Consider the following 20745-nt stretch of genomic DNA (forward strand, 5'->3'; position numbering starts at 1 on the left):
CATTAACGGCGGTTTTTGCGTGCACGTGCACGGCGCTGTTTTTTCTCTTCTTCTTTAGCGGCTTTTTTAGCTTCTGCCGCGGCGCGAAGACCGGCAACCATTATTTCTTCTTCTTCACGCATGGCAGGGGTTTCCATGGTGATGCGGCCAATAATGCCATCACGAAGTTCATTTATGAGTATTTCAGACATTTTGTAAGTGTCTATTTGGTTACCACCACGAATGCAGCCGCGCTTTTTACCCGCCATTTCAACAAATTCCCAATCACTTTCTGGCAGTTCATCTATTTTATAACGTGCTTTTAAAAGTTCAGGATAGGCTTTCAATAAATATTCTGCCGTATAGCTTGCCACATCTTCGTATTCAAGCGCTGTATCACGTATTGCACCGGTGGCACCTAAACGATAACCCGAGTTCTCGTTTTCTACTTTTGGCCAAAGCATGCCTGGCGTATCGTAAAGCATAATGCCGTCTTCAAGCTTAATGCGCTGCTGCGCCTTGGTAACCGCAGGTTCATTTCCTGTTTTTGCCACTATACGGCCGGCTAATACGTTAATTAATGTCGATTTACCCACATTTGGAATACCCATGATCATGGCTTTAATTTGCTTATCAGCACCTACTTTGTGTGGCACCAATTTTTTACACAGCTCATTAATGCGGTGCACCTCAGCGGCTTTATCATGACCAAACGCAATCGCTTTTACGCCACTTTCTTGCTCAAAATAGTCTTTCCACGCTTCGGTCATTTTAGGGTCGGCTAAATCAGCCTTATTTAAAATTTTGATGACCGGCTTGCCTTCACGAAGCGTGGCTACCATCGGGTTTTCACTACTGTAAGGAATGCGTGCATCAAGCACTTCAATGATCACATCCATTTGCGGCATTATTTCTTTAATCTCATTACGGGCTTTATTCATGTGCCCAGGGAACCACTGTATTCCTGTTCTACTCATTTGATTTATATGACCTTTAATTAAAGGCTGCAGCCTATGGGTACTAATGTGGGTACTAAAAGTAAAACTATGCTTTTGTACTTTCCGTTTATGGGAGTAAGTTTACTACAAAACTGTACTTGGATTCTCATGAAAATATATGAATAGCTAAATATCAATTCAGCCCGCACTCTATATACCTTCTATAGGAATGTTATTCCCTTTCTCGCGTGCTTGTTGTGAGCTAATTAAGCCAATCAGTTATTCCTATTTCAATAAAAATTTACGATGGTATAAGTATTTTGCAAACACCCGTTTTTTCCAGGAAATCAGTCCCTATTAAATAAGGTCTATAATACCCCTCAATTGCATCTTCTTTCTCGTTAGGAGCAGATAAGTGTAAACACTCATGCAGTGGAAAGTTACCTCGATTAAATATTAAATCAGCATGCGCTTCTCCGGTGCAATCAAGTATTGTTCCATCTGCTAACGTTAGCCAAACATGTGCCTTAATAGGTTCATCTAAACTAGGAGAATTTAACTCACTTTTAATACTCTCATCCGACATTTCACAATAAATATAATCATGCCAATACCTATCCCCAATTGTAATATGGCTGTCTATATTTAAATCTGTCTTTAGAAAATACTGAAGCATTAGATGAACATCTGTACATTTACTTGCTAAGTCTTGGGATGATTTAAATTCATGAAATTGCAACACCTCAAAACAATGAATTAAGATTTCTTGTTTCTTATTGTCGCTAAGAGCTTCGCTAAATGGCAACGGGCTTGAAGACAATTTTAAATGTAACTTTTTAGTTCTAAGTACGGCATCTTCAATTCTTTTTTTATAATTCAAATCTCTTACCTACAATTTATATAAAGTATCTACGTAATATAAAGCTAAGCGCAGCTTTCGCTGCGCTTAGCTTAAATAAAATTATTTAACTATTTTTTACCGTTATAGTTAGGGTTGTTCGGGTTTAACTGATTACTTCGATTATCTTGTGTTCTCTGGTATGGAACATTGACTCCAGAAGTGCCTTTATTGCTGTTTCTTTGGTTTGATTTATGATCTTTATTGCTAGACATATATGTCTCCTTAAAAAGTTAATTGTGATTCGACTTATGGAGCTTCAGCGTTAGCTAAAGCTCCTTCAATCGTCGAATATCCATTTTAAAGTTTCTATATGCTCTAAAGTCACTTGGCGTGCTTGGAACTGTTATTTTGATACCTGATGGCGCAATCAGCCTTGGATGACGCCCACGCTTTAAAGACCAACCTTTTTTCTTCAATAACTTACAAACCAACGTGTTAATGTTTTTATCATTACTATATTTTTTCATTACTGCTCTCCTAGTGTTATCAAATTCTCTTTAATAACTTGCGGAAAGCTCGAAGGGTATCGGCTTGCGAATGCTTTAATGTTAAAGTTCACATGATTCAAAGCCTTAGAAACCCCTATATCCAATATTGAAGGACTAAGCGTTAATCCCTGACACGATGACGAGTTTTGGTAGAAGTTACCTTCTGGATTTATCATCAAATATGATTGCCACATATCGCAATTATCTTCAATTGCAATAACATTACTGTGCTCTTTATGCTTTTGAACATAAGAATCATATTTTTCTTGCGAGATAGTTAACTGGTCACTATAGACAGGTAATGCACGTAAGAGCTTCCACTTGTCGGGTTGCAATAATGCGATTGCTGCATTCAAATTCTCGCGAAAGTTAAATGCATTAACAACAGTATTAACTTTCAACTTACCTTGAGGATTTAACTGACGATATAGCGCTGTAACAGTTAATGCTTTTTGCGGGGAAAACCATTCACCTTTACGATCTGTTCGGCCAATGCTTTGAGCTATTAAATAATCTGCAGTATCAAAACTTAAACCAAGCATATCTAAATGAGGGGCAATACGCCTTAACATTGCTGGTGACAAAAAATGTCCGTTAGTAATAAGTGATGTATTAAAGCCTATACTCTTTGCAAATAATAAAGCGCTAACAAAGCGAGCACCTAACATTACAGGTTCTCCACCAGCAAAGTTAATCCTTACTGATTGATAACCTAATTCTTGTCGTATTTGATTATTCGAAAAAAAGTACTCAGCTAGCATTAGCAGTAAATCTTGAATGCTCTCTGAAGAATGATGTAACTCTGTTGCTGACGTATTATCTTGCCACTTAGCGTAACAATAACCACAACGGTAATTACACGCTTCGGTCATGTGAAAGTTAATAACAAGCTCTTTAATATTTGTCATATGAATCTCCATCTATTGCTGACAGCTATAGATTCACTTAGTGCAATGCACTAACAAACATTATTTTTAATAATTACATTTTTTGGAAATACCCTAATAAATCATCAAATTCCTCTGCTTCCTTGTGCCGAGATGTTATATGTTCTACTAATTGCTTAACACTATGATTATTCGTATCTAATTGCCTTGATAATGCTAACGCTTTGTCTATATCGTTATTTAAATAAGCTAAAAGCAAGTTATCTGTTGAGCTGGTAAGGGCAGATTGCGCAAGTAATGCATGCAATAAACTGAGATTTTTCCCTAAAGCTAGTTGAGGCATTACAGCAAACGGGTTAGGTAATCTCTTTTTGCGCAAGTCACAATCACTAGCAAGCGCATTCGCAAATTCAGCAGCAGTTGTTTTACTCAGAGCAATGCCCAATAATGAATTACTTTCACCAAACAACTGACTAACTATCACTGCACAATGGTATCTAAAGCCCTTATCTTCAAATATTTTTTTTACGTCTTTGGGATCATGAAAAATTGCATTAAGAAGTAAAGCATTAAATAGCACATCTAGCTGCCCATCTGCCAAACGCTTTGTTGATCTTTGAACCTTTAGCTCAGTTTCAACTTTAATAAGCTTATTACGGACAAGAGAATTTGCTTTGTCTTTTAAATATGTGCTTTCTTTGGCAACATCGATCCCAAATAAGAAGCGAATAGCATCAGGAACAGTCATACCACTAGCCATTACAGTAAGCCGCCTCAAGTAAATGACTCGCTTTAAGCCTTTCTAGTTGCTTTGCACCAAATGACATGTTCGCTATTGTTTGTGCTAAGTCGAACCAATTACTCATCTTATAATACCCATATCTTTTTTTACACGACGGTGAGCTCTTAATATATTGTTGTAATACGCCTATGCAGTAGCCAGCACGCATAGCCTCTGATACCGAAGTATGAAGAGCAGCATACTTCCCAGGCTCTTGTTTTCGGTCAAATATCTCAATCACTTCTGCGCAAGATGCTTGCAAAAATACTGGGTCATCAGATTGGAATACTTGCTCTTTTGCCTCAAGGCGAGCCGTACTAAAAAAAAGACCTAAGGTAACTAAACTTAAAATTAATTTTTCCATTATTCTACTTCCAAACATTTGTAAACTCAGCTCATCGCTTCTGGTTAATCATTATTTAATTCATTGTCAGGTAGGTTACTGGCTGCATTATCTTTATGTTCGTAAAAATTAGGCAAAGGCGTACTCGCATAAATTGCTATGGTTGTAATAATAATAGAAAGGAAGGCTTGAATATCAGCATATCTATTTAATATAGCGACTCCGAGTACACCTTGGTTGACTAATTCAATTATTAAATAAAGTGTAAAAAATAACGAACAAAATAGCTCAGTAAAAGCAATAACGAATACAAAGCGTTTAAGTGCTTTCCATTTAGTCCAGTTCAAAGCAAAACAACGCGCGAAAAACCGCCATACTGAGGCTGCAAATATAATGAAAAGTCCAACTTCACTCAGATCTAAATCAGATAAGCCGGCATCATACTCAAAAAAATAAAGAGGAATCGATATCAAGTTAAAAGCAGCAATTAAACTTAAAGCCAAATAAAGAAAAACAATTATCAAACCACGAGCAAAATGCCCAAATAAAATATCAACAGTATTAAAAACAGACTTCATTTTCATCCTTGAATTTATATTAAAGATAGTTATTTTAAAAAACTATGACTACTTATTGACTCAGATCAGGCTAAGCCATAAGTAACAACTGAATCAGGAAACAGTCCTCTCGTAAGACCAAGCATGGTAACTAACATTATTAAATGCAAACTCGTCTAAACACTCAGGGCCTATTTCAATTTTCAGTAAGTGTTTCGAAGAGTAACCTAAGTAAGTTAATCTGATATTCAAAGCCCAGCCAAAAGCACGGCATAAAAGGGAAGCTATACGCTTCCCTTTAGACTAGTTTTAGCTGTTTGTGCTTTTAAATTTAGTCAGTCTTCTTGTTTTAGCTTGTTCCAAGCAGTAAAGACATAGGCATCCATCACTTACATGCGAAACAAAATGAGGCAACTTGTTATTATGAAAATAAGTCACTCTGTTGCACATGGCTATCTAGCTTTTTACTGTATGCAAATATCTTTTCAACTGTTTTGATTCCTACGCCTTGTATCGATAAAAGCTGATTCAGTTGATATATACGACCTTCCATAATTGCTTCTAAAATTCTTTCTATGTAAATAATTTTAACTCCGCTCTCAGCAGATATTTGCTCACTTGATAAGGGCGTTATTTTTTTAGCGAACTCGACATATAAATCATCATTAGCCGTTGCTGAATAGTTATAAATTTCGATATCAATATTAAGATCTGATAGGTATGACTTCATAATAGTAAGACTAACTTCGCTATCTATCCCACCTCGCCCCCCGCCTAACACAGGAAAAGCTATCGACTTTATATTTTTATCTTGATAGGTATCTACAAACTTTTTAAGACCCTGGTGGAGGTATGACTCTTTTGACGGATATTTCCAGTTCAACTTGGTCGGAAAATTTAAAACCGATCTGAGCTCTGATTTATATATCCACAAGAGTCCTATATCTAGCTTGCGTTCCTCACATAAAGCCTCATATTTTATAAACATCTCTGGGTAGCGTAATTTAAATTCTAAGGCTAAACCCGCTCCCATAACGCCGTCACAGTTAACAGGATTTACTAAAAAATCGCAATTAGAGTTAAATATGTTCCCACTTATTACTTTAATGCCCATAACAGTACCTTAATTAATAAATCTAAATGTGATGCTAAAAAAACAATTTCGAGTCAACAACAACACCAATATCTATTTTGTTATCTACACACAGTTTTTTAACCCTTTGCTGTACAATTACATTCTGACAATAAATACAATGAAGATTATTAATAGCTACCTTTTCATAAACTAAGCATTCACTCATCATTATTGATTTTAATTCTAAATCTATAACCCCATTTAGGCTCCAGCTTGAGCTAAAAATCTTAGACCAATTAAAGAAAGCTAGCTCATTTATGTCAGACGTAAAAGTTGTACTTAGTGAGGATGCATTCCCCCTCGAAAAAATAACTTTAGGGGATGCTATAATTTCTTTCCGAAAGGATAAAATAATAACCTCTGCTCCAAACTCTTTTTGAACTTGGAACAACATGGCATTTCTAACATTAAAATAAAAAGGTACGTAGTCATGTACTGAGTTTTTAAATATAGGCTCTTTCTTTGCTCTTCTTGCGTTTACTAACCCATTACTTATATCAACTTTTTGTGCTTTATTATTATGGTTTAATAAGCCTTTAGAAAGTATGCCTTGAAGGTTAGCAATGTGTGTAATGTGCATTAAATAACTAATGTTTACCCTTTCAAGTGAAGAGAGCTTAAAGTTAAAGATCACATCATTAAGTGCATCATTCGACCACACAATCCAACGTTCATTTTTATCATTTTCTCTATACATACCACCAAACTGTTTACCTTTGTTTGTTAGGTAGTACTTCTTATTTTCAAAGAAAATTAGGCCAATTTCGATTAGGTGCTTAAAGAAGCCATTTCTATTTTTAATACCGTTATTCTTACATAGCGCTGTTGTTGAAATTAGCTCAGCTCTTGCATTCGTTTCAGCGCTTCTATTGGCACATTCAATGGCATCCTTGCGCCTTAAAATGGATTCTCTTAACTTATACTTTGATTTTATTTGATGCTTAGCTTTAGCTAGCCCTACTCTCTGGTGTTTTTTTTGTTTCAGTAGCTCTGCAGCATCGTCGTGAGGGTTAATAGCTAACCTGTTTTCTCTCTCTGTACTTTCAAGTTTCGACAGCTCATAATTTTTTGAGATATTTAATTTATGAAACTCATTATGAAAATGATGAGGTGGTTCTCTTACTTCCTTCCCTGCAGTAAAAAGACTATGGTTATTTGGGTCTTCATATTTTTCGATATGCTCACTCTGACTATTTTTATCACAGGCTACTTTATGAACTATCTCATCTTTCTTAGGTTGTGCTCTAACAGGTATTGGTTTTGGCTCTTCCTTACTTTTAGGTACGTATACTGTATTCGCCTCAAGCTCAGCCATTAAAGCCTCTTGCTTAACTCTCAATGCTTCTAGCTGTAACCTATTGATCTCTCGTTTAGTTCTTATATTACAAGCCTTAGCGCCTTCCTCAAACTTTACAGCCTTCTCATTAACAAACTCAGCAAAATTTACTAAACGATCTGAAATAGGTATTTCAGCGGAGTTATTACTGCTTACATCCTCTGAAGATATGCTTTTAGCAGACCTCGTGTTATTTTTGGGTGCTGCTTCTTTATCAATTGATGGATTTTTTGTGAGCTTATTAATTAGGGTGCCTAAAACAACTGTAATTAATAAAACATGGGGCATCGCTGCTATCAAGCAGATTGGATTTAAACACAAACCAAAAAAGAGTAATTGATTAAGAAACATTACAAAAATAAATGTACCAGTATATAAGCTGGCAATTTGTTTTGTCTTAACCCACAGATGACTTAACCAATTCACTTGACTACCAACATGCTTTAAATATATCCATATAAAAAATTCCAATCTTTCCAGGTTGAGGATTGAGTCTCTATTACTTACTCTGCATTTTGTCTTTGGTTAAAACGGAATATCATCATCAAAATCGATTGTGGGTTCCATAGAGTCAGATGAGCTAAATCCACTTTTTTTATTAGAAGCATCTTGTGAAGGCTTTGGAGCGAAACCTGTATATGGTTGAGATGACTCACCTTGTAAAGATCCAGTATCTATGATGTTTGTTATATCACTTGAAAAATTAACACATCTATTTAAAGTAATGTTTTCAGCAAGCTCTTCTTGAGTATCACAACGGTATACTTCTCTTTGGCAGGCTTCGCAAAATTTTATGACAGAAATATGAGTTGCAGTTAACTTATCCCATTTTTGGTCACATGAATAACCCCATGCACAATTCCTTATATATTCTTTTGTCATTCCCTTTCCTAATCTAATAAATTTGAACTTAAAAACGATAATTTCTTACTTAGTATCACTAAAGTGCTACTCACCAAGAGAATAGATTCTGTAAAATCTAAATTATCTCTCAAGTGAACGGCACTAAAATAGATCGTAATTTTTATATCTGCCCACCAACACCTTTAAACTTCTCAACAAAAGCGGCGATTTTCTGAAACACTGTTTGCTTTTGGGTTCGATACTGTGGATTCAACGGGCTAAGTTTGGGCAGCGCTTCATTAAGTGCAGTACCATTTTCAGAGGCATACTCACGCTTGAGTGATGAGGCAATATAGCGTTTAGCAGCATCTATATTGAGCTTTTCAGAAGCAATAATGGCATCGGCTTCGCGCTTCTGCTCCGCCTGGGCGAATTTGAAGAAAGCGTCGATAATGCTGGCTTTGTCATTGATCTCATCTAGGTTTGTCTGGTTAATAAAATCAACCACCAAGCTCTCTTTCGCTCTATTGCCAAGGCTACCGCGGATCATACGACGAACTTCTTCAATCAAGCCTTCTTTGCTCTTATTCTTCTTATTGTGGTCAAAAATCAGTTCAAGAATGTAGTCGAGGTTTATTTCTTGTGATTTAAGCAAATCAACTTCAAAGACCACATCGTCCCAGTCTACCGTTGACTTATCTTTGTCCTGACCTTCTTTATCGCGTCGTAACCAGTCGCGTGTATCGTTGTAGGTAGAGCGATAATCTTGAATAGCACGTTCGCTCGGCATATCGATGGTTTGCATTGCCTCGATGTCTGCATCGTCCAGATAGTACTTTGACTTGAACTCTTCAACAGCTTGTTCATCACTGGTATCTAGGCTTTGCAGTGCTTTTAATCCAGCAAACTCATCGTAGTTTTGTAAAATATTTTCTGCTTTTAGGTATTCACCAAACAGCTTGGCAAATTCCTTTTTATCTTGTTCTTTTTCAATATTTTCTGGTTTTGGAAAGCGTTCTTGCAGCTCTTTGACGATATCAACAAAACCTCGACGCGCTTGGCCAGTAGCAATATCGTTAAAACCTTCCATGTATTCTTTGTAGCTCTTCTCCAACACCACGTTTTTGGTGTTTTTGTCACCAAACAAGGTGATGGCATCAATGGTTGCCTGTTCCAAGTCCCGGAAGGTAACAATATTGCCAAAGGTCTTGGTAGCATCATAAATGCGGTTAGTACGAGAAAACGCCTGCATCAAGCCATGATAGCGCAAATTCTTATCAACAAACAAGGTGTTAAGCGTAGGCGCATCAAAGCCTGTTAAAAACATACCAACCACTATGAGCAGATCTATTTCTTGATTCTTCACGCGCTGGGCAAGGTCACGGTAGTAGTTCTGAAAGCCATTGCTGTTCACACCATAATTAGATTTAAACATGGCGTTGTAATCAGTGATCGCGGCGCTCAAAAACTCTTTCGCGCTGCTGTTCATCGCACTAACTTCAAAGCTCTCATCTAAAATATCACCAATGGCATCCTGCTCTTCATTGGCTGCAAATGAGAAGATAGTCGCAATGCGCAGAGGCTTACTTGTGGGTCCATTTTCGGCCTCGGCCTGCAATGTTTTAAAGGTTTCATAATATGCTTTAGCCGCATCAACACTACTGACCGCAAACATGGCGTTAAACCCTTTGGCACCAGAATAGGCTCGATGCGTTTTCTGGTTAAAATGGCTCAGAATATACTGCGAGATTTCACTAATTCGCATGGGATGTAAAAACGCTTTCTTATTCTCGGCGGCACTGAGTTTTTTATCGTCTTGTTCAGTCTCAATGCTCTTAAATTGCGGACGAACATCGTTATAGTCCACTTTGAATTTAAGTACTTTTTCATCACGAATGGCATCCGTGATCACATAAGTATGCAACTGCTGGCCAAACACGTCGCCCGTGGTTTCTGCACCCAAGGCGTTTTCAGGGAAAATTGGCGTACCGGTAAAGCCAAACTGGTAGTACTTTTTGAATTTCTTCTTGAGGTTTTTTTGCGCCTCACCGAATTGGCTGCGGTGACACTCATCAAAAATAAACACCACTTGCTTGTTGTATATCGCTAAATCGCTCTCATTCTTTATTAAATTGTTGAGCTTTTGAATAGTGGTAACAACAATCTTGTTATCGTCTTTATCCAGGTTGCTTTTTAGCCCTGCGGTACTGTCTGAACCATTCACACTATCAGGCGAAAATCGCTGATATTCTTTCATAGTTTGAAAATCGAGATCTTTTCTGTCTACCACAAAAAAGACTTTATCAATACTATCTAAATCGGTGGCTAAACGTGCCGCTTTAAAGCTGGTGAGTGTTTTTCCTGAACCCGTGGTGTGCCAAATGTATCCGCCACTTTCAGGCTTAGCCCAATCTTTAGCGTTAAACGCGCTCTTTATCTTCCATAAAATACGCTCTGTGGCGGCAATCTGGTAGGGGCGCATTACCAGCAAAGTATTGCTGACATCAAACACCGAGTAACGCAAGATCACTTCAAGTAGCGTCTCTTTCTGGAAAAAAGTGGCGGTAAAGTCTTTTAAATCCTTAATAAGCGTATTGTCAGATTTTGCCCAGTTCATCGTAAAGTCGAAGCTGTTTTTGTCACGTTTCGTGGTATTGGCAAAATAGCGCGTGTCGGTGCCATTAGAGATCACAAACAGCTGCAAGAACTTGTACAAAGAGTTCTCTGCATTAAAGCTCTCTTTGCTGTACCTATGTATTTGGTTAAACGCCTCGCGGATCGCCACACCACGCTTTTTCAGTTCAATTTGCACCAAAGGTAAACCATTGACCAAAATTGTCACATCGTAGCGGTTGGCATGGCTTCCCGTTTGCTCAAACTGCTTAATCACCTGCACTTTGTTACGAGCAATGGTCTTCTTGTCGAACAGGTAGATGTTTTCTATATGGCCATCATCAAAGACAAAGTCGAAGATATAGTCACTATGCACCTTGCGGGTTTTGTCGAGAATATTGTCGCTTGGTGTGTTCAGGTATTGATCGCAAAAGCGAACCCATTCGGCATCGGTAAACTCGACCTTATTAAGGGCTTGTAGCTGTTTGCGCACATTCACCATCATGGCATCGGGTGTCGTTAGCGCGGGTAAATACTCATAGCCCTGGTTGCTTAGGTCCTGAATCAGCTCACGCTCTAAATCACCTTCACTCTGAAAGTTTTCTGCTACTTTCCAATCTTTAGTGTATTTATCTAAAACAATAAAATTATTGGATTCTGCCACCGTTTTATAAGTCGTCATTCGTTTACATCCTTTTTCTTACTTCCATGCCCAAGTAGCTTTTTAACTTCGCGGTCAAAGTCAGATTCTATTTTTTGTTGTTTGTTAAATTGCTCATAAGCTTCATGGGCTTTTTGCTCAGCCGCCTTGCGGGTTACATTGCCATAGCCTTCTAACACTTGGTACTCATTAAAGGCTAAAAACTTATTCACACTTTCAGCAAAGGCTTCCATGGTAAACGTATTACGGCGTTCAATAATACCTTCTATGTAATCAAAAAATGCTGAAACTGCGCGCTCTAACTTTTTAATTTCATCTTCTGCCAGATAGTTTTTCGCAACCGTAGTGTCTGATTTGAGTATTCTACCTTCAGGTGCATTTTTATAAGTGCTCATGCCCATTAATGGCTTATTCGCGTCAGCTTTAAGGGCAATGATTTCAGAAGATGTATGGCCGGTAATAGCAAAATGAAACTTGTCTTGTACATGAGCATAAAACAGGCGGGTAGTTTCTGATTTAGGGTTATAATCAATACTACATTCTGCAAAAATGTCAGTGATTTGCTGATAAATACGTCGCTCACTGGTACGAATAGAGCGAACGCGATCCAGTAACTCTTTAAAATAATCTTTACCAAAAAAACGACCATTTTTAAGTCGCTCATCATCCATGGCAAAGCCTTTGATGATGTAATCTTTAATTAGTTGTGTTGCCCAAATTCTAAACTGGGTAGCTTGCGCTGAGTTAACCCGATAACCAACCGAAATAACGGCATCTAGGTTGTAGTACTTCACTGGCTTTGTTTGAGTCTTATCAGCAATAGCACCATGTGCAGTGGTATTTTCCAAAATGGAAATAACCACTTCCTCTTGTAGCTCGCCACTTTCAAAAATATTTTTCAAATGCTTAGAAATAGCAGGAACACCCACACCAAATAATTCGGCAATGCGTTTTTGGGTCAGCCAAATGGTTTCGCCACTGAGTAACACTTCTACTTTCACATCCCCGCTTGGTGCTGTATAAAGTAAAAATTCAGATGTTTGATCTTGTATGGTCAAATTCTTATTGGTCATCTTCAGCCTCCTGCTTCCAGTAGCTGTAATTATCAATTAAATTATCTAATAGAAGCTTAACCATCTGTTTTTCTGGAGGAGTAGGCTCAGGAAGTACTTCACCCGTTAATGTGTTATGACTAGTAAATTGAATAATGCGATTTAAGTAGCCTTGTTTATCACCGGGTGCGCTCTCCAACAGCTTTCCCCATTCAGAATAACCTAAAAAACTAGCCGTTTTTTCGTACAAGTTTCGCAATAATGTAAAGTGATGACGTTCTACCAAGTTATTCTTAGTCGCATGCTCTAAAGTTTGTTTTAAATGCAAGTGATAAGAAAAACTCATATTAGAATCACCATACTTGGTATCAAGGCGATGACTGCCATCCTCGAGTTTCTCGAGCAGATAACAGCCCTCTTTTTTTCCTTTTTTGTTTAAACCAAGCTCGTTATGTAGAACATTGTAAAATGTAGGGCTATGTGTGGTGATAATGAATTTAAGGCCGCGACCGCTCGAAGGGTAGTAGCTAGACTTTATCAACGTAGCCAAATCAACAGCCAGTTGTATAAGGTGGTTTTCATCTAAGGAACTAACAGGATCGTCTATAAAAATATACTCAAGTGCATCAAAGTCATTGGTGCTTCTATTCTCCGGCTCAGAAATATTTCGTTCTTCTTTGATCAAATACAGTAAACTATAGAAGACACTCCAAATCAGGTTGCTTTCTTCGCCTTTAGAGATCTTGATAGGCTTGTTCTGGTCGTCACCTCTCATTACAAGAGAAACTTCTGAAAAATCAGCACTAAATCTCGGCTCTATAGTGCTGTTCGTCAGGCGCTGAAAGTTGCTGGCAATGTTGTTTCCTTGCCCCTGCTCTTCAAGCACCCACTTGGTGAATGCATTTGGGTGTATTTTGAGCTTCCTATGCTCATCACCATCTAAATCGTTATCCCAATAAAACAGATCTTCAGTAAAAGCATTATAATAAAGGATATTCTTGCGAGACATCTCTGATATTGATACTTCATCGCCACCCTCTTCATTTATTTTTGAAGCAAGTAACTCTTTAAACTCCCTAGATAGTCGCGTTTTACCAGAGCCATTAAAGGCATAGATCAACTGCACCTTTTTGTCAGTCGCTTGCAACTGCTCTGCTATTTCCGTTAGTGTTTTACTCATTAAGCAGCCTCATCTGAATGAGGTTTCGGGTAGCTCAACAACAGGTCGCGATAATACTCGTATTGCTTTTGACGTAGCTTGATTTCGCGAGGGAGACCTTCTTGGATTGAAGTTGTTAAGACCTCGAATTTGTCGAGAATTTCAATTATGCGGGTCTGCTCTTCCAAAGACGGTAAGAGTACATCAAACTTGTTGAGCCAACCCGTATTTAAATTAACTTTCGCCGCACCGTAGGTATGTTTTTCTACTTGATCCCAGAACAAAGCAGTATTCATCCAATGTTTAATATACGAATTTAAAACCTTCGCTGGGTTAACTCTTATATAACCGAGACTTACGAACATACATAAAGGCTCATCAGTTTCAACAATAACAGGATGCCCTAGGTTTGATCCCACTCGAGTAAACAACACATCTCCTCTTTTAGGTTTAGCATTTGATGTTGAGCTCAAATACTCCTCTTCAGAAATGTACTTGGTATCTGCCAGGTCTAAGAAGTCTTTGGACGTGTTTTTGGCTGAAATAAACTTAACACCCTTCTCAACATACTTAGGAGTATAGGTTAACCCCAAATAGATCTTAGATATTTCACCTAATTTCTCTAATTTAAAACCAGATCCTGCAAACAACTGGTCGCGGTAGTAGTTGTATTGTTTTTTCCGTAGGTTAAGCTCGGTAGTCAGCTCGGTAGTCAGTTCGGCGGTCATGGAGGTAAATGCATCCAAGATACGCACTATTTCAGCTTGTATTTCCAGCGATTTTTCTGGGTTATTTGGGCATGGGATTGGGATACTAAAGCCTTTGACCTTCGCATCAGAAATAGCTGGATAAGCAGAACCACTCTGATTCTCTTCAAGATACTTTTTAAAATCACTTGAGGAAATCAAATGCAAAATCCACTTAGGTAGAGTCACATCCCTTTTCACTCGCAATACGCAATACCCTGTACTCGCAACTGCTCCATTATATTCCTCATCAATTAAGCAATAGCGCATTTGTGTCGGACGAGTTGTTGCAAATAATACATCGTCTTTCTTTACAAGCTTTTGAGCACGACTGGGCGCATTGCTAGCTTTTATCTCTGTTGTTTCTATTATTTTTTTTGTATCAACGCTGACTGAAGTTAGAGCAATATATTGATGGCTTTCAGAAGTTTCACGCCACTTTATATTCGTGGTTCGCTGAGTAACTTCGCTGATCGGAAACCAAACCACTTCAACACCATCGAGTAGTTTCTCTACATAGCTAAAATCGTTCATGCTTAAATCTCCTCCCCCTCAATTTTCGTCACAATGGCGTCAATATCACTGCGAAGCTGATCGATTTTAGCGACAGTGGTTTTAAGCTCGGCATTAAGCTGGGTAATATCTATCACTTCGCGCGTGTCTTTCGTTTCTACATAGCTGCTCACCGATAGGTTGTAGTCATTTTTCGCAATATCATCCAATTCTACAGATTGAGCAAAGTGCTCAACGTTTTCTTTGCTGGCAAACACTTTCATGATCTCTTCAATGTGTTGCTCAGTCAGGACGTTATTATTGGTTTCTTTTTTGAAATAAACTTCGCCACTGGCATCAATAAACTGGATAGTGGTGTCGGTTTTATGTTTAGACAGCACCAAAATATTCACTGCAATCGTGGTGCCAAAAAACAGGTTTGGTGCAAGTGAAATCACGGTTTCGACGTAGTTGTTATCAACCAAGTATTGGCGAATTTTTTGCTCAGCACCACCACGGTAAAAAATACCGGGGAAGCAAACAATCGCCGCACGACCTTTGCTTGATAGGTAACTGAGAGTATGCAGCACAAAGGCAAAGTCAGCTTTTGATTTAGGCGCTAATACACCTGCGGGTGCAAAGCGGTCGTCATTGATTAGGGTTGGGTCGTCGCTACCAATCCATTTCACTGAATAAGGCGGGTTTGAGACAATCGCATCAAACGGCTTGTCATCTAAGAAATGTGGCTCGGTTAAGGTATCACCCAGCTGAATATTAAACTTGTCGTAGTTAATGTTATGCAAAAACATATTCATACGCGCCAAGTTGTAGGTGGTGTGGTTGAGCTCTTGGCCAAAGAAACCATCTTCAATGATATGTGCATCAAAGTGCTTTTTGGCTTGTAACAGCAACGAGCCCGAACCCGCCGCAGGGTCATAGATTTTATTCACACTAGTTTGGCCGTGCATGGCCAGCTGCGCGATGAGTTTTGAAACATGCTGAGGCGTGAAAAATTCACCACCGGATTTACCCGCATTCGCGGCATAATTTGAAATAAGGAACTCGTAAGCATCACCGAATAAATCAATTTGGTTGTCTTCAAAATTACCGAAGGTTAAACCTGCCACGCCTTTTAGCACATCTCTGAGGCGTTTGTTTTTTGCCTCTACTGTATTACCCAGACGATTACTGGTGGTATCAAAATCAGCAAACAAGCCTTTGATGTCTTTTTCTGAATCATAGCCATTGGCTGAGTTTTCGATTGCAGCAAAAATAGCCGCCAAATCAGTATTTAAGTTTTCGTTCTTATGCGCATTAGCCGCCACATTGCTAAACAACTGGCTTGGAAGGATAAAATACCCTTTAGTGCGAACTGCATCATCTTTGGCAGCCAGAATGTTTTCATCATCATCGTCCATGGCAGCATAATTAACACTCTCATCACCGCCTGTAATGTAAAGCTCAAAGTTCTCACTGATAAAACGATAGAACAAAGTACCCAACACGTACTGCTTGAAGTCCCAACCATCTACTGAGCCGCGTACATCGTTAGCAATAGCCCATATTTGTCGTTGAAGCTCAGCACGTTGTTGATTACTTGTCATTTCTTTATTCCCGTAAAGTACTTTATTTAATATTGAACAGCATATTTTAGTAAGTGAGATAAAGCCAATACGAGCTTTATCTGACTTACTTTTCGTCCAAATAATACTACCACAAATTCTATATAATCAATCTGCTGCTTCAGTTTATAAATAGTTTTATTGTCTTTACACTTCCCTTTCACCAATTCTTTCCATTATCCAATCATCCACTTCTGACTCAAGCCAGGCTACAGATTTGGCACCTAGAGAAACTTGCTTAGGAAACGTACCTTTAGTCATAAACTCATAAATTGTTGAACGACCAAGTGATGTTTTTTCGATTACTTCTTTTAATTTGATTAAACGCATGGAATTTCTCCGGTTGGTTATTAGTACATAACCTTTCCGGGGCCAGTATTTTTTTATGCTCTTCAAACAAAAACGTTAAACATATACATCACTATTTTGCATAAACCATTAAGAGGGCATAACAATGCAAAATAACAAGTCACTATACGAATTTGATCACCCTGTAAGTGATAAACAAATACTTGAAGCCGCTGCATACATAAACGCTAAAAAGCAGTTCCGTGATGGCGTATTAAGCAGCCCTAGCGACTGCGAAGAGTACTTAAAACATAAATTAGCGATACATGAACATGAAGTATTTGCCGTACTGTTTTTAGATAGCCAGAACCGCATACTGGAGTTTAAAGAGCTATTTAGAGGCACTATTAACGCTGCTAGCGTTTACCCTAGAGAAGTTGTTAAAGAGGTGCTAGAGCTTAATGCGGCATCCGTTATTTTGGCGCATAACCACCCTTCTGGTGTCACTACCCCATCTCAAGCAGACAAGCTTATTACTACCAAATTACAGCAGGCACTTAACCTAATTGATGTATCTGTGCTTGATCACATCATCATTGGTGAAAGCACGTATTCATTTGCTGAACATGGTTTAATTTAAAAGGAGTTAAATATGGCGTTAAAAATAGAGCAAGTTGCAGGCTTAAAAGTGCCTGACTCTTTTATTGGTGTGATTGTAAGCGCAATTGCTAATGGAGGTGATTCTGTAGGAGTAGCTAAGGCGGTTACACTTAACTTTAGAGATCCAGATTACAGCCCTGAAGCCGGAGGCTTTCACCCTGTAGAGGTTAGGATAGAAAAGCAGGCCACCAGCTGGCAGCTTATTTATATTACTGACTTTTCGTATCAGGGCCATCATACCCCTGAACTAATAAAAGAAATTGATGTGTGCTTTAGTATTAAGCAGGTTTATCACTTTTTAGCTGGTTGGTTAAATGCTAGGGAAGGTAAAGAGCTGTTAGCTTTGTTTATTTCTAACTTTGTTGATTACTACAACACAGGTTGTTATCAGGTTACGGTTACAACTGAATAAAGGGAGGTTTTTATGGCTGAAGTACAAGCAGTTAAAAATCTTGATACAGTAAGGCTTGTTAGTTATTTGCTAGAAAAGCCTTGCTCAAGGCAAATGAGTCAAATATGGAATATTGGCTTAAATCTCGCGCTTAGAATATCTGATTTACTTGCAGTGAAGTTCACTGATATAAATAACGATAGGTTGATTATTTACGAGTCAAAGACGTCGAAATTAGCTGAAATAAAACTAAATGATAAGGCGCTTACCTTAATCAACGAAATTAAGCTTACTCATCCACACCACATCTACTTGTTTCAATCATACCGAAATCAACAAGCAATTAACTCAAAGCCTAAACCAATATCGCGTAGAGCGGTTACTAAAGCATTTTCGCTAGTTGGTAAAGAACTAAATATTCATTTAGGTACTCACTCAATGCGTAAAACACGCGGTTATCACTTGTATCAGAAAACCCACGACATCGCCCGAGTAATGAAAATGCTTCGCCATAGCTCCGAAGCAACAACACTTCGTTATATAGGCATAACACAGGAGGAAATAGACAAAGACTTTGAAGAACTAGAGCTATAACCCTTAGTAGCGTCATTCTGGCGCTGGTTTTACTTAACTAGAAGGAAGGCATTATGTCTTTAAATAAAGCCGTTTCGTGCGGCTTAGTTGGTAATGAGTTATCTAAACAGGTAACTAGCAGTAATGACTCTAGCGTAAGCAGAACAGCTGTGGCTATAAGCTCCGGTGCAGCTGCTGGAGCGCTCACATCTGGCGCAATAGTAATTGCTGCAGGTGTCGCGTCTGCGCCAGTTACAATCCCTTTGGCGGTAGCTGGTGGAGTAGTTGCTGGCATTGCTAGTTTGTTTGATTAGTTAAATACGAGTGCTCATATAGAGCACTCTTTTAAGGTGTAATAACACCGTTTATTTTTTTAGGTTCTCATAATGGTATTTTGGGAACTTGCCAGCCTTTATATACTAAGGGTTTGAGCTTATTTAGCTAGTTGAAGGGCTCAAAACACTGTTAAGTAGCTTAATGGGAAGTTGATTACCTCCTACTGCAACCAAAGTAATTATCTTTACTACCAAAAGCTTTTGTATCAACTTTTGCAAAATAACTGACTCTAAAAAATAGCTGTTTAAAATCCTCTGCAAAGTTTTCACTGTTTCTATTAAGCCTGTATGTATGATTATCAGGAAATTCTACACGCTTACCTGCATCATAGGTTTCAATCCCTATAGCCTTGGCCCAAGCCCTAATTATACGAGAAGCCATATTATCACCATTACCTTGATAGCTACCTAAACCATAATAAGTGTCTTTATTCAGAAATATGGCGACATGATAATGAGGCATGCAAGAGCTATCTTGCTCTTTAACCCATATATATCTCAAACTACTGTGGTGGGCATTACCGTTTCTTTTAATTTTACCTTTAATATCACGCTGTATTTCTAGATCTAGATTCTTAAAAAAGCTTGATATATGCGATGTTTGTAAACTTGCAATTTGATCAATAATGCCAAAGCTAATTGGAAACCTTAAATCGAACCTAATAGCTAAAGTCCTTGGGTGCTCATTCAGGCTTTGAGTTAAAACCTGCTCAATAGATATTAAATAATTTTGTATCAAGTCTCCGTTATTCCATACAGGAATATTCTTGTAGAAATCTCCTTTATTTATCACTAAGTTCCTATTAACTGGATGACGTTTATTCATTATTTTCCTCTTGATTTTGGTTAGTCACATAAGAGGTGTCTCCTTAGTAATTATTTATCCATTATTCCTTTATATGCTCGAAGAGGTAGTGCCGTGTATATATTACCTATACAGAAAAACACCCCATCAGGTTTGTGTGGTATGAATCAAAAAATCATAGGCTACCTAGTTGAATTTGACTCGAAGAAAAAGGGGAGATGTAGTATCAAAATATAAAATGGAATGGGTATAAATACATTTAAAGTTTGCATTTACACTATTAGCGTGCAATAAAACACAAGCGAGGCCAGTAAAATCATTGCGTAAAGAAACTTTCTGGTTATGCTTTTTTTATGAAAATGGAATGCTTTTAATGGATAAAAAGTACAATAAATTTATGAATTCCTTACTTACTCTTACTAATGAATGTGAAGTTATTAAGTGGATTGACTTTTTTAAAAATGACAGTAGGGCCCTTTTATGGCTCTCAACAAAAGCTGCAGCAAGTTACTACCCTTGTGGCAGCTCAGTACCAGATAATTTTTATGCAGCAACGGCTTTAATTGAACGCTATGATGGATATTTAAAAGGCTCTAATTTAGAAGATTATAAAAGGGATGTATTTAAGATAATGGCAGACTACTTGAACGATATCTTACCTGTTAGCGACTTTCAGTGGTTAAAAAAAATTGATGAGCAGGGTCTATACTGGGTGTGGGTTTATATTCATTTCAATAAACCGATAGAGAGTTACAGGCCTCAAGCGCATAGCCTTCAAACTAGAAGTTTCATATCAACAGCAGATGAAATTTTCCCTTTAGTATTACAAAAGCTAGATTATACAATCAGTTTTGGTGATTACAGAAAGAGCTATTTATCTGTACTTTTGAAAGAATACAGCAGCTTTGTTACTAAAAGAAACCCTGTTTATTGGTTAGACCCTAAAGACAAAGAGGGTTGTAGTTGGGTATGGCAATACATAATCGATAAGTATGAACATTTAGACTTTCTCGCCCCTATCACAAGTGAGGATATATATTTGGCGATTGTTGCTGTAACCTCAAATTGGGATTTACTTCATAAAAAGGTAGAGATAGAACCACAAAGCGCCTTTAATGAAAATACATACGACCAATACATACCAAGTACATCTTATTTAC

General features: G+C 38.0%; 21 protein-coding genes and 1 pseudogene. 4 read left to right on the forward strand and 18 right to left on the reverse strand.

The features are described 5' to 3' along the window. Nucleotides 1-2 precede the first annotated feature (2 nt). The 16 genes and pseudogenes from ylqF to CWC16_RS10210 all read right to left on the reverse strand — a co-directional run bounded on the left by ylqF (nucleotide 3) and on the right by CWC16_RS10210 (nucleotide 16863). Nucleotides 3-956: a ribosome biogenesis GTPase YlqF gene (gene ylqF / locus CWC16_RS10130; protein WP_138541457.1), complete on the reverse strand. Its 954-nt coding sequence runs from the start codon at nucleotides 954-956 to the stop codon at nucleotides 3-5. 262 nt (nucleotides 957-1218) lie between these two features. After that, nucleotides 1219-1797, reverse strand: a complete 579-nt coding sequence (locus CWC16_RS10135) for a hypothetical protein (RefSeq protein ID WP_138541458.1) — start codon at nucleotides 1795-1797, stop codon at nucleotides 1219-1221. Between the two features lie 287 nt (nucleotides 1798-2084). Beyond that, entirely contained in the window at nucleotides 2085-2285 is a 201-nt protein-coding gene (locus CWC16_RS10145; protein ID WP_138541460.1) for a hypothetical protein, read from the reverse strand. Further along, the gene (locus CWC16_RS10150; RefSeq protein WP_171037642.1) at nucleotides 2285-3214 is read right to left on the reverse strand and encodes a viperin family antiviral radical SAM protein; all 930 of its coding nucleotides are present in this window, start codon (nucleotides 3212-3214) and stop codon (nucleotides 2285-2287) included. Before CWC16_RS10150 ends, CWC16_RS10145 begins: the two co-directional genes overlap by 1 nt. A 73-nt stretch (nucleotides 3215-3287) precedes the next feature. Then, complete coding sequence (locus CWC16_RS10155; protein WP_171037643.1) at nucleotides 3288-3953, reverse strand: hypothetical protein; 666 nt, start codon at nucleotides 3951-3953, stop codon at nucleotides 3288-3290. After that, nucleotides 3946-4338 (reverse strand): hypothetical protein, encoded by a 393-nt coding sequence (locus tag CWC16_RS10160; RefSeq protein ID WP_138541463.1) that lies wholly within the window; start codon nucleotides 4336-4338, stop codon nucleotides 3946-3948. The genes CWC16_RS10155 and CWC16_RS10160 overlap by 8 nt, the downstream gene beginning before the upstream one ends. A 44-nt stretch (nucleotides 4339-4382) precedes the next feature. After that, a complete protein-coding gene (locus tag CWC16_RS10165; RefSeq protein ID WP_138541464.1) occupies nucleotides 4383-4895 on the reverse strand; it encodes a hypothetical protein in 513 nt (170 codons plus the stop codon). A 400-nt stretch (nucleotides 4896-5295) separates the two neighbouring features. Further along, nucleotides 5296-5988 carry a macro domain-containing protein gene (locus CWC16_RS10170; RefSeq protein ID WP_138541465.1) on the reverse strand — a complete coding sequence of 231 codons (693 nt, stop codon included), beginning with the start codon at nucleotides 5986-5988 and terminating at the stop codon, nucleotides 5296-5298. Nucleotides 5989-6022: 34 nt separating this feature from the next. Next, on the reverse strand, nucleotides 6023-7771 hold the full coding sequence (locus CWC16_RS10175; protein WP_138541466.1) for a DUF4433 domain-containing protein: 1749 nt from the start codon (nucleotides 7769-7771) through the stop codon (nucleotides 6023-6025). A gap of 99 nt (nucleotides 7772-7870) precedes the next feature. Beyond that, nucleotides 7871-8005, reverse strand: a pseudogene (locus CWC16_RS20410) (single-stranded DNA-binding protein); the annotation flags it as partial. Nucleotides 8006-8369: 364 nt separating this feature from the next. Further along, complete coding sequence (locus tag CWC16_RS10185; protein WP_138541467.1) at nucleotides 8370-11483, reverse strand: HsdR family type I site-specific deoxyribonuclease; 3114 nt, start codon at nucleotides 11481-11483, stop codon at nucleotides 8370-8372. Beyond that, nucleotides 11480-12535, reverse strand: a complete 1056-nt coding sequence (locus CWC16_RS10190) for a virulence RhuM family protein (RefSeq protein WP_138541468.1) — start codon at nucleotides 12533-12535, stop codon at nucleotides 11480-11482. The genes CWC16_RS10185 and CWC16_RS10190 overlap by 4 nt, the downstream gene beginning before the upstream one ends. Then, nucleotides 12525-13694 (reverse strand): AAA family ATPase, encoded by a 1170-nt coding sequence (locus CWC16_RS10195; RefSeq protein WP_138541469.1) that lies wholly within the window; start codon nucleotides 13692-13694, stop codon nucleotides 12525-12527. Before CWC16_RS10195 ends, CWC16_RS10190 begins: the two co-directional genes overlap by 11 nt. Beyond that, a complete protein-coding gene (locus CWC16_RS10200; RefSeq protein ID WP_138541470.1) occupies nucleotides 13694-14953 on the reverse strand; it encodes a restriction endonuclease subunit S in 1260 nt (419 codons plus the stop codon). The genes CWC16_RS10195 and CWC16_RS10200 overlap by 1 nt, the downstream gene beginning before the upstream one ends. 2 nt (nucleotides 14954-14955) lie before the next feature. Next, on the reverse strand, nucleotides 14956-16515 hold the full coding sequence (locus CWC16_RS10205) for a type I restriction-modification system subunit M (RefSeq protein WP_138541471.1): 1560 nt from the start codon (nucleotides 16513-16515) through the stop codon (nucleotides 14956-14958). Nucleotides 16516-16680: 165 nt separating this feature from the next. Further along, nucleotides 16681-16863 carry an AlpA family transcriptional regulator gene (locus CWC16_RS10210; RefSeq protein ID WP_024595467.1) on the reverse strand — a complete coding sequence of 61 codons (183 nt, stop codon included), beginning with the start codon at nucleotides 16861-16863 and terminating at the stop codon, nucleotides 16681-16683. A gap of 124 nt (nucleotides 16864-16987) precedes the next feature. On the opposite strand from CWC16_RS10210, the gene radC reads away from it, so the two are divergent. The 3 genes from radC to CWC16_RS10225 are packed head-to-tail and all read left to right on the forward strand — an operon-like array spanning nucleotide 16988 to nucleotide 18466. Continuing rightward, nucleotides 16988-17461, forward strand: a complete 474-nt coding sequence (gene radC, locus CWC16_RS10215) for a RadC family protein (RefSeq protein WP_138541472.1) — start codon at nucleotides 16988-16990, stop codon at nucleotides 17459-17461. A 12-nt stretch (nucleotides 17462-17473) separates the two neighbouring features. Further along, nucleotides 17474-17893, forward strand: coding sequence for a DUF2787 domain-containing protein (locus CWC16_RS10220; RefSeq protein WP_138541473.1), 420 nt, complete (start codon nucleotides 17474-17476; stop codon nucleotides 17891-17893). 12 nt (nucleotides 17894-17905) lie between these two features. Continuing rightward, the gene (locus CWC16_RS10225) at nucleotides 17906-18466 is read left to right on the forward strand and encodes a tyrosine-type recombinase/integrase (protein WP_138541474.1); all 561 of its coding nucleotides are present in this window, start codon (nucleotides 17906-17908) and stop codon (nucleotides 18464-18466) included. Between the two features lie 37 nt (nucleotides 18467-18503). On the opposite strand, the gene CWC16_RS19875 is transcribed toward CWC16_RS10225, so the two are convergent. Both CWC16_RS19875 and CWC16_RS10235 read right to left on the reverse strand, forming a co-directional pair. Next, complete coding sequence (locus CWC16_RS19875) at nucleotides 18504-18740, reverse strand: hypothetical protein (RefSeq protein ID WP_171037644.1); 237 nt, start codon at nucleotides 18738-18740, stop codon at nucleotides 18504-18506. A gap of 194 nt (nucleotides 18741-18934) precedes the next feature. Beyond that, nucleotides 18935-19606 carry an inovirus Gp2 family protein gene (locus tag CWC16_RS10235; RefSeq protein ID WP_138541476.1) on the reverse strand — a complete coding sequence of 224 codons (672 nt, stop codon included), beginning with the start codon at nucleotides 19604-19606 and terminating at the stop codon, nucleotides 18935-18937. Nucleotides 19607-19958: 352 nt separating this feature from the next. Between CWC16_RS10235 and CWC16_RS10240 the strand changes: the two genes are divergently transcribed. Then, the coding region (locus CWC16_RS10240; RefSeq protein ID WP_212747443.1) for a hypothetical protein at nucleotides 19959-20745 on the forward strand (787 nt) is incomplete at its 3' end.

Source organism: Pseudoalteromonas sp. S3776 (assembly GCF_005886915.1).
Lineage (GTDB): Bacteria > Pseudomonadota > Gammaproteobacteria > Enterobacterales > Alteromonadaceae > Pseudoalteromonas.

Bases quoted from the DNA above. Each gene is read 5' to 3' on its own strand.
- CWC16_RS10150 (WP_171037642.1), bottom strand. From the start codon at position 3,214: ATGACAAATATTAAAGAGCTTGTTATTAACTTTCACATGACCGAAGCG.
- CWC16_RS10160 (WP_138541463.1), bottom strand. From the start codon at position 4,338: ATGGAAAAATTAATTTTAAGTTTAGTTACCTTAGGTCTTTTTTTTAGT.
- CWC16_RS10210 (WP_024595467.1), bottom strand. From the start codon at position 16,863: ATGCGTTTAATCAAATTAAAAGAAGTAATCGAAAAAACATCACTTGGT.
- CWC16_RS10235 (WP_138541476.1), bottom strand. From the start codon at position 19,606: ATGAATAAACGTCATCCAGTTAATAGGAACTTAGTGATAAATAAAGGA.
- CWC16_RS10205 (WP_138541471.1), bottom strand. From the start codon at position 16,515: ATGACAAGTAATCAACAACGTGCTGAGCTTCAACGACAAATATGGGCT.
- CWC16_RS10145 (WP_138541460.1), bottom strand. From the start codon at position 2,285: ATGAAAAAATATAGTAATGATAAAAACATTAACACGTTGGTTTGTAAG.
- CWC16_RS10190 (WP_138541468.1), bottom strand. From the start codon at position 12,535: ATGACCAATAAGAATTTGACCATACAAGATCAAACATCTGAATTTTTA.
- ylqF (WP_138541457.1), bottom strand. From the start codon at position 956: ATGAGTAGAACAGGAATACAGTGGTTCCCTGGGCACATGAATAAAGCC.
- CWC16_RS10165 (WP_138541464.1), bottom strand. From the start codon at position 4,895: ATGAAGTCTGTTTTTAATACTGTTGATATTTTATTTGGGCATTTTGCT.
- CWC16_RS10200 (WP_138541470.1), bottom strand. From the start codon at position 14,953: ATGAACGATTTTAGCTATGTAGAGAAACTACTCGATGGTGTTGAAGTG.
- CWC16_RS10220 (WP_138541473.1), top strand. From the start codon at position 17,474: ATGGCGTTAAAAATAGAGCAAGTTGCAGGCTTAAAAGTGCCTGACTCT.
- CWC16_RS10195 (WP_138541469.1), bottom strand. From the start codon at position 13,694: ATGAGTAAAACACTAACGGAAATAGCAGAGCAGTTGCAAGCGACTGAC.
- CWC16_RS10155 (WP_171037643.1), bottom strand. From the start codon at position 3,953: ATGGCTAGTGGTATGACTGTTCCTGATGCTATTCGCTTCTTATTTGGG.
- CWC16_RS19875 (WP_171037644.1), bottom strand. From the start codon at position 18,740: ATGCCAGCAACTACTCCACCAGCTACCGCCAAAGGGATTGTAACTGGC.
- CWC16_RS10225 (WP_138541474.1), top strand. From the start codon at position 17,906: ATGGCTGAAGTACAAGCAGTTAAAAATCTTGATACAGTAAGGCTTGTT.
- CWC16_RS10170 (WP_138541465.1), bottom strand. From the start codon at position 5,988: ATGGGCATTAAAGTAATAAGTGGGAACATATTTAACTCTAATTGCGAT.
- CWC16_RS10185 (WP_138541467.1), bottom strand. From the start codon at position 11,483: ATGACGACTTATAAAACGGTGGCAGAATCCAATAATTTTATTGTTTTA.
- radC (WP_138541472.1), top strand. From the start codon at position 16,988: ATGCAAAATAACAAGTCACTATACGAATTTGATCACCCTGTAAGTGAT.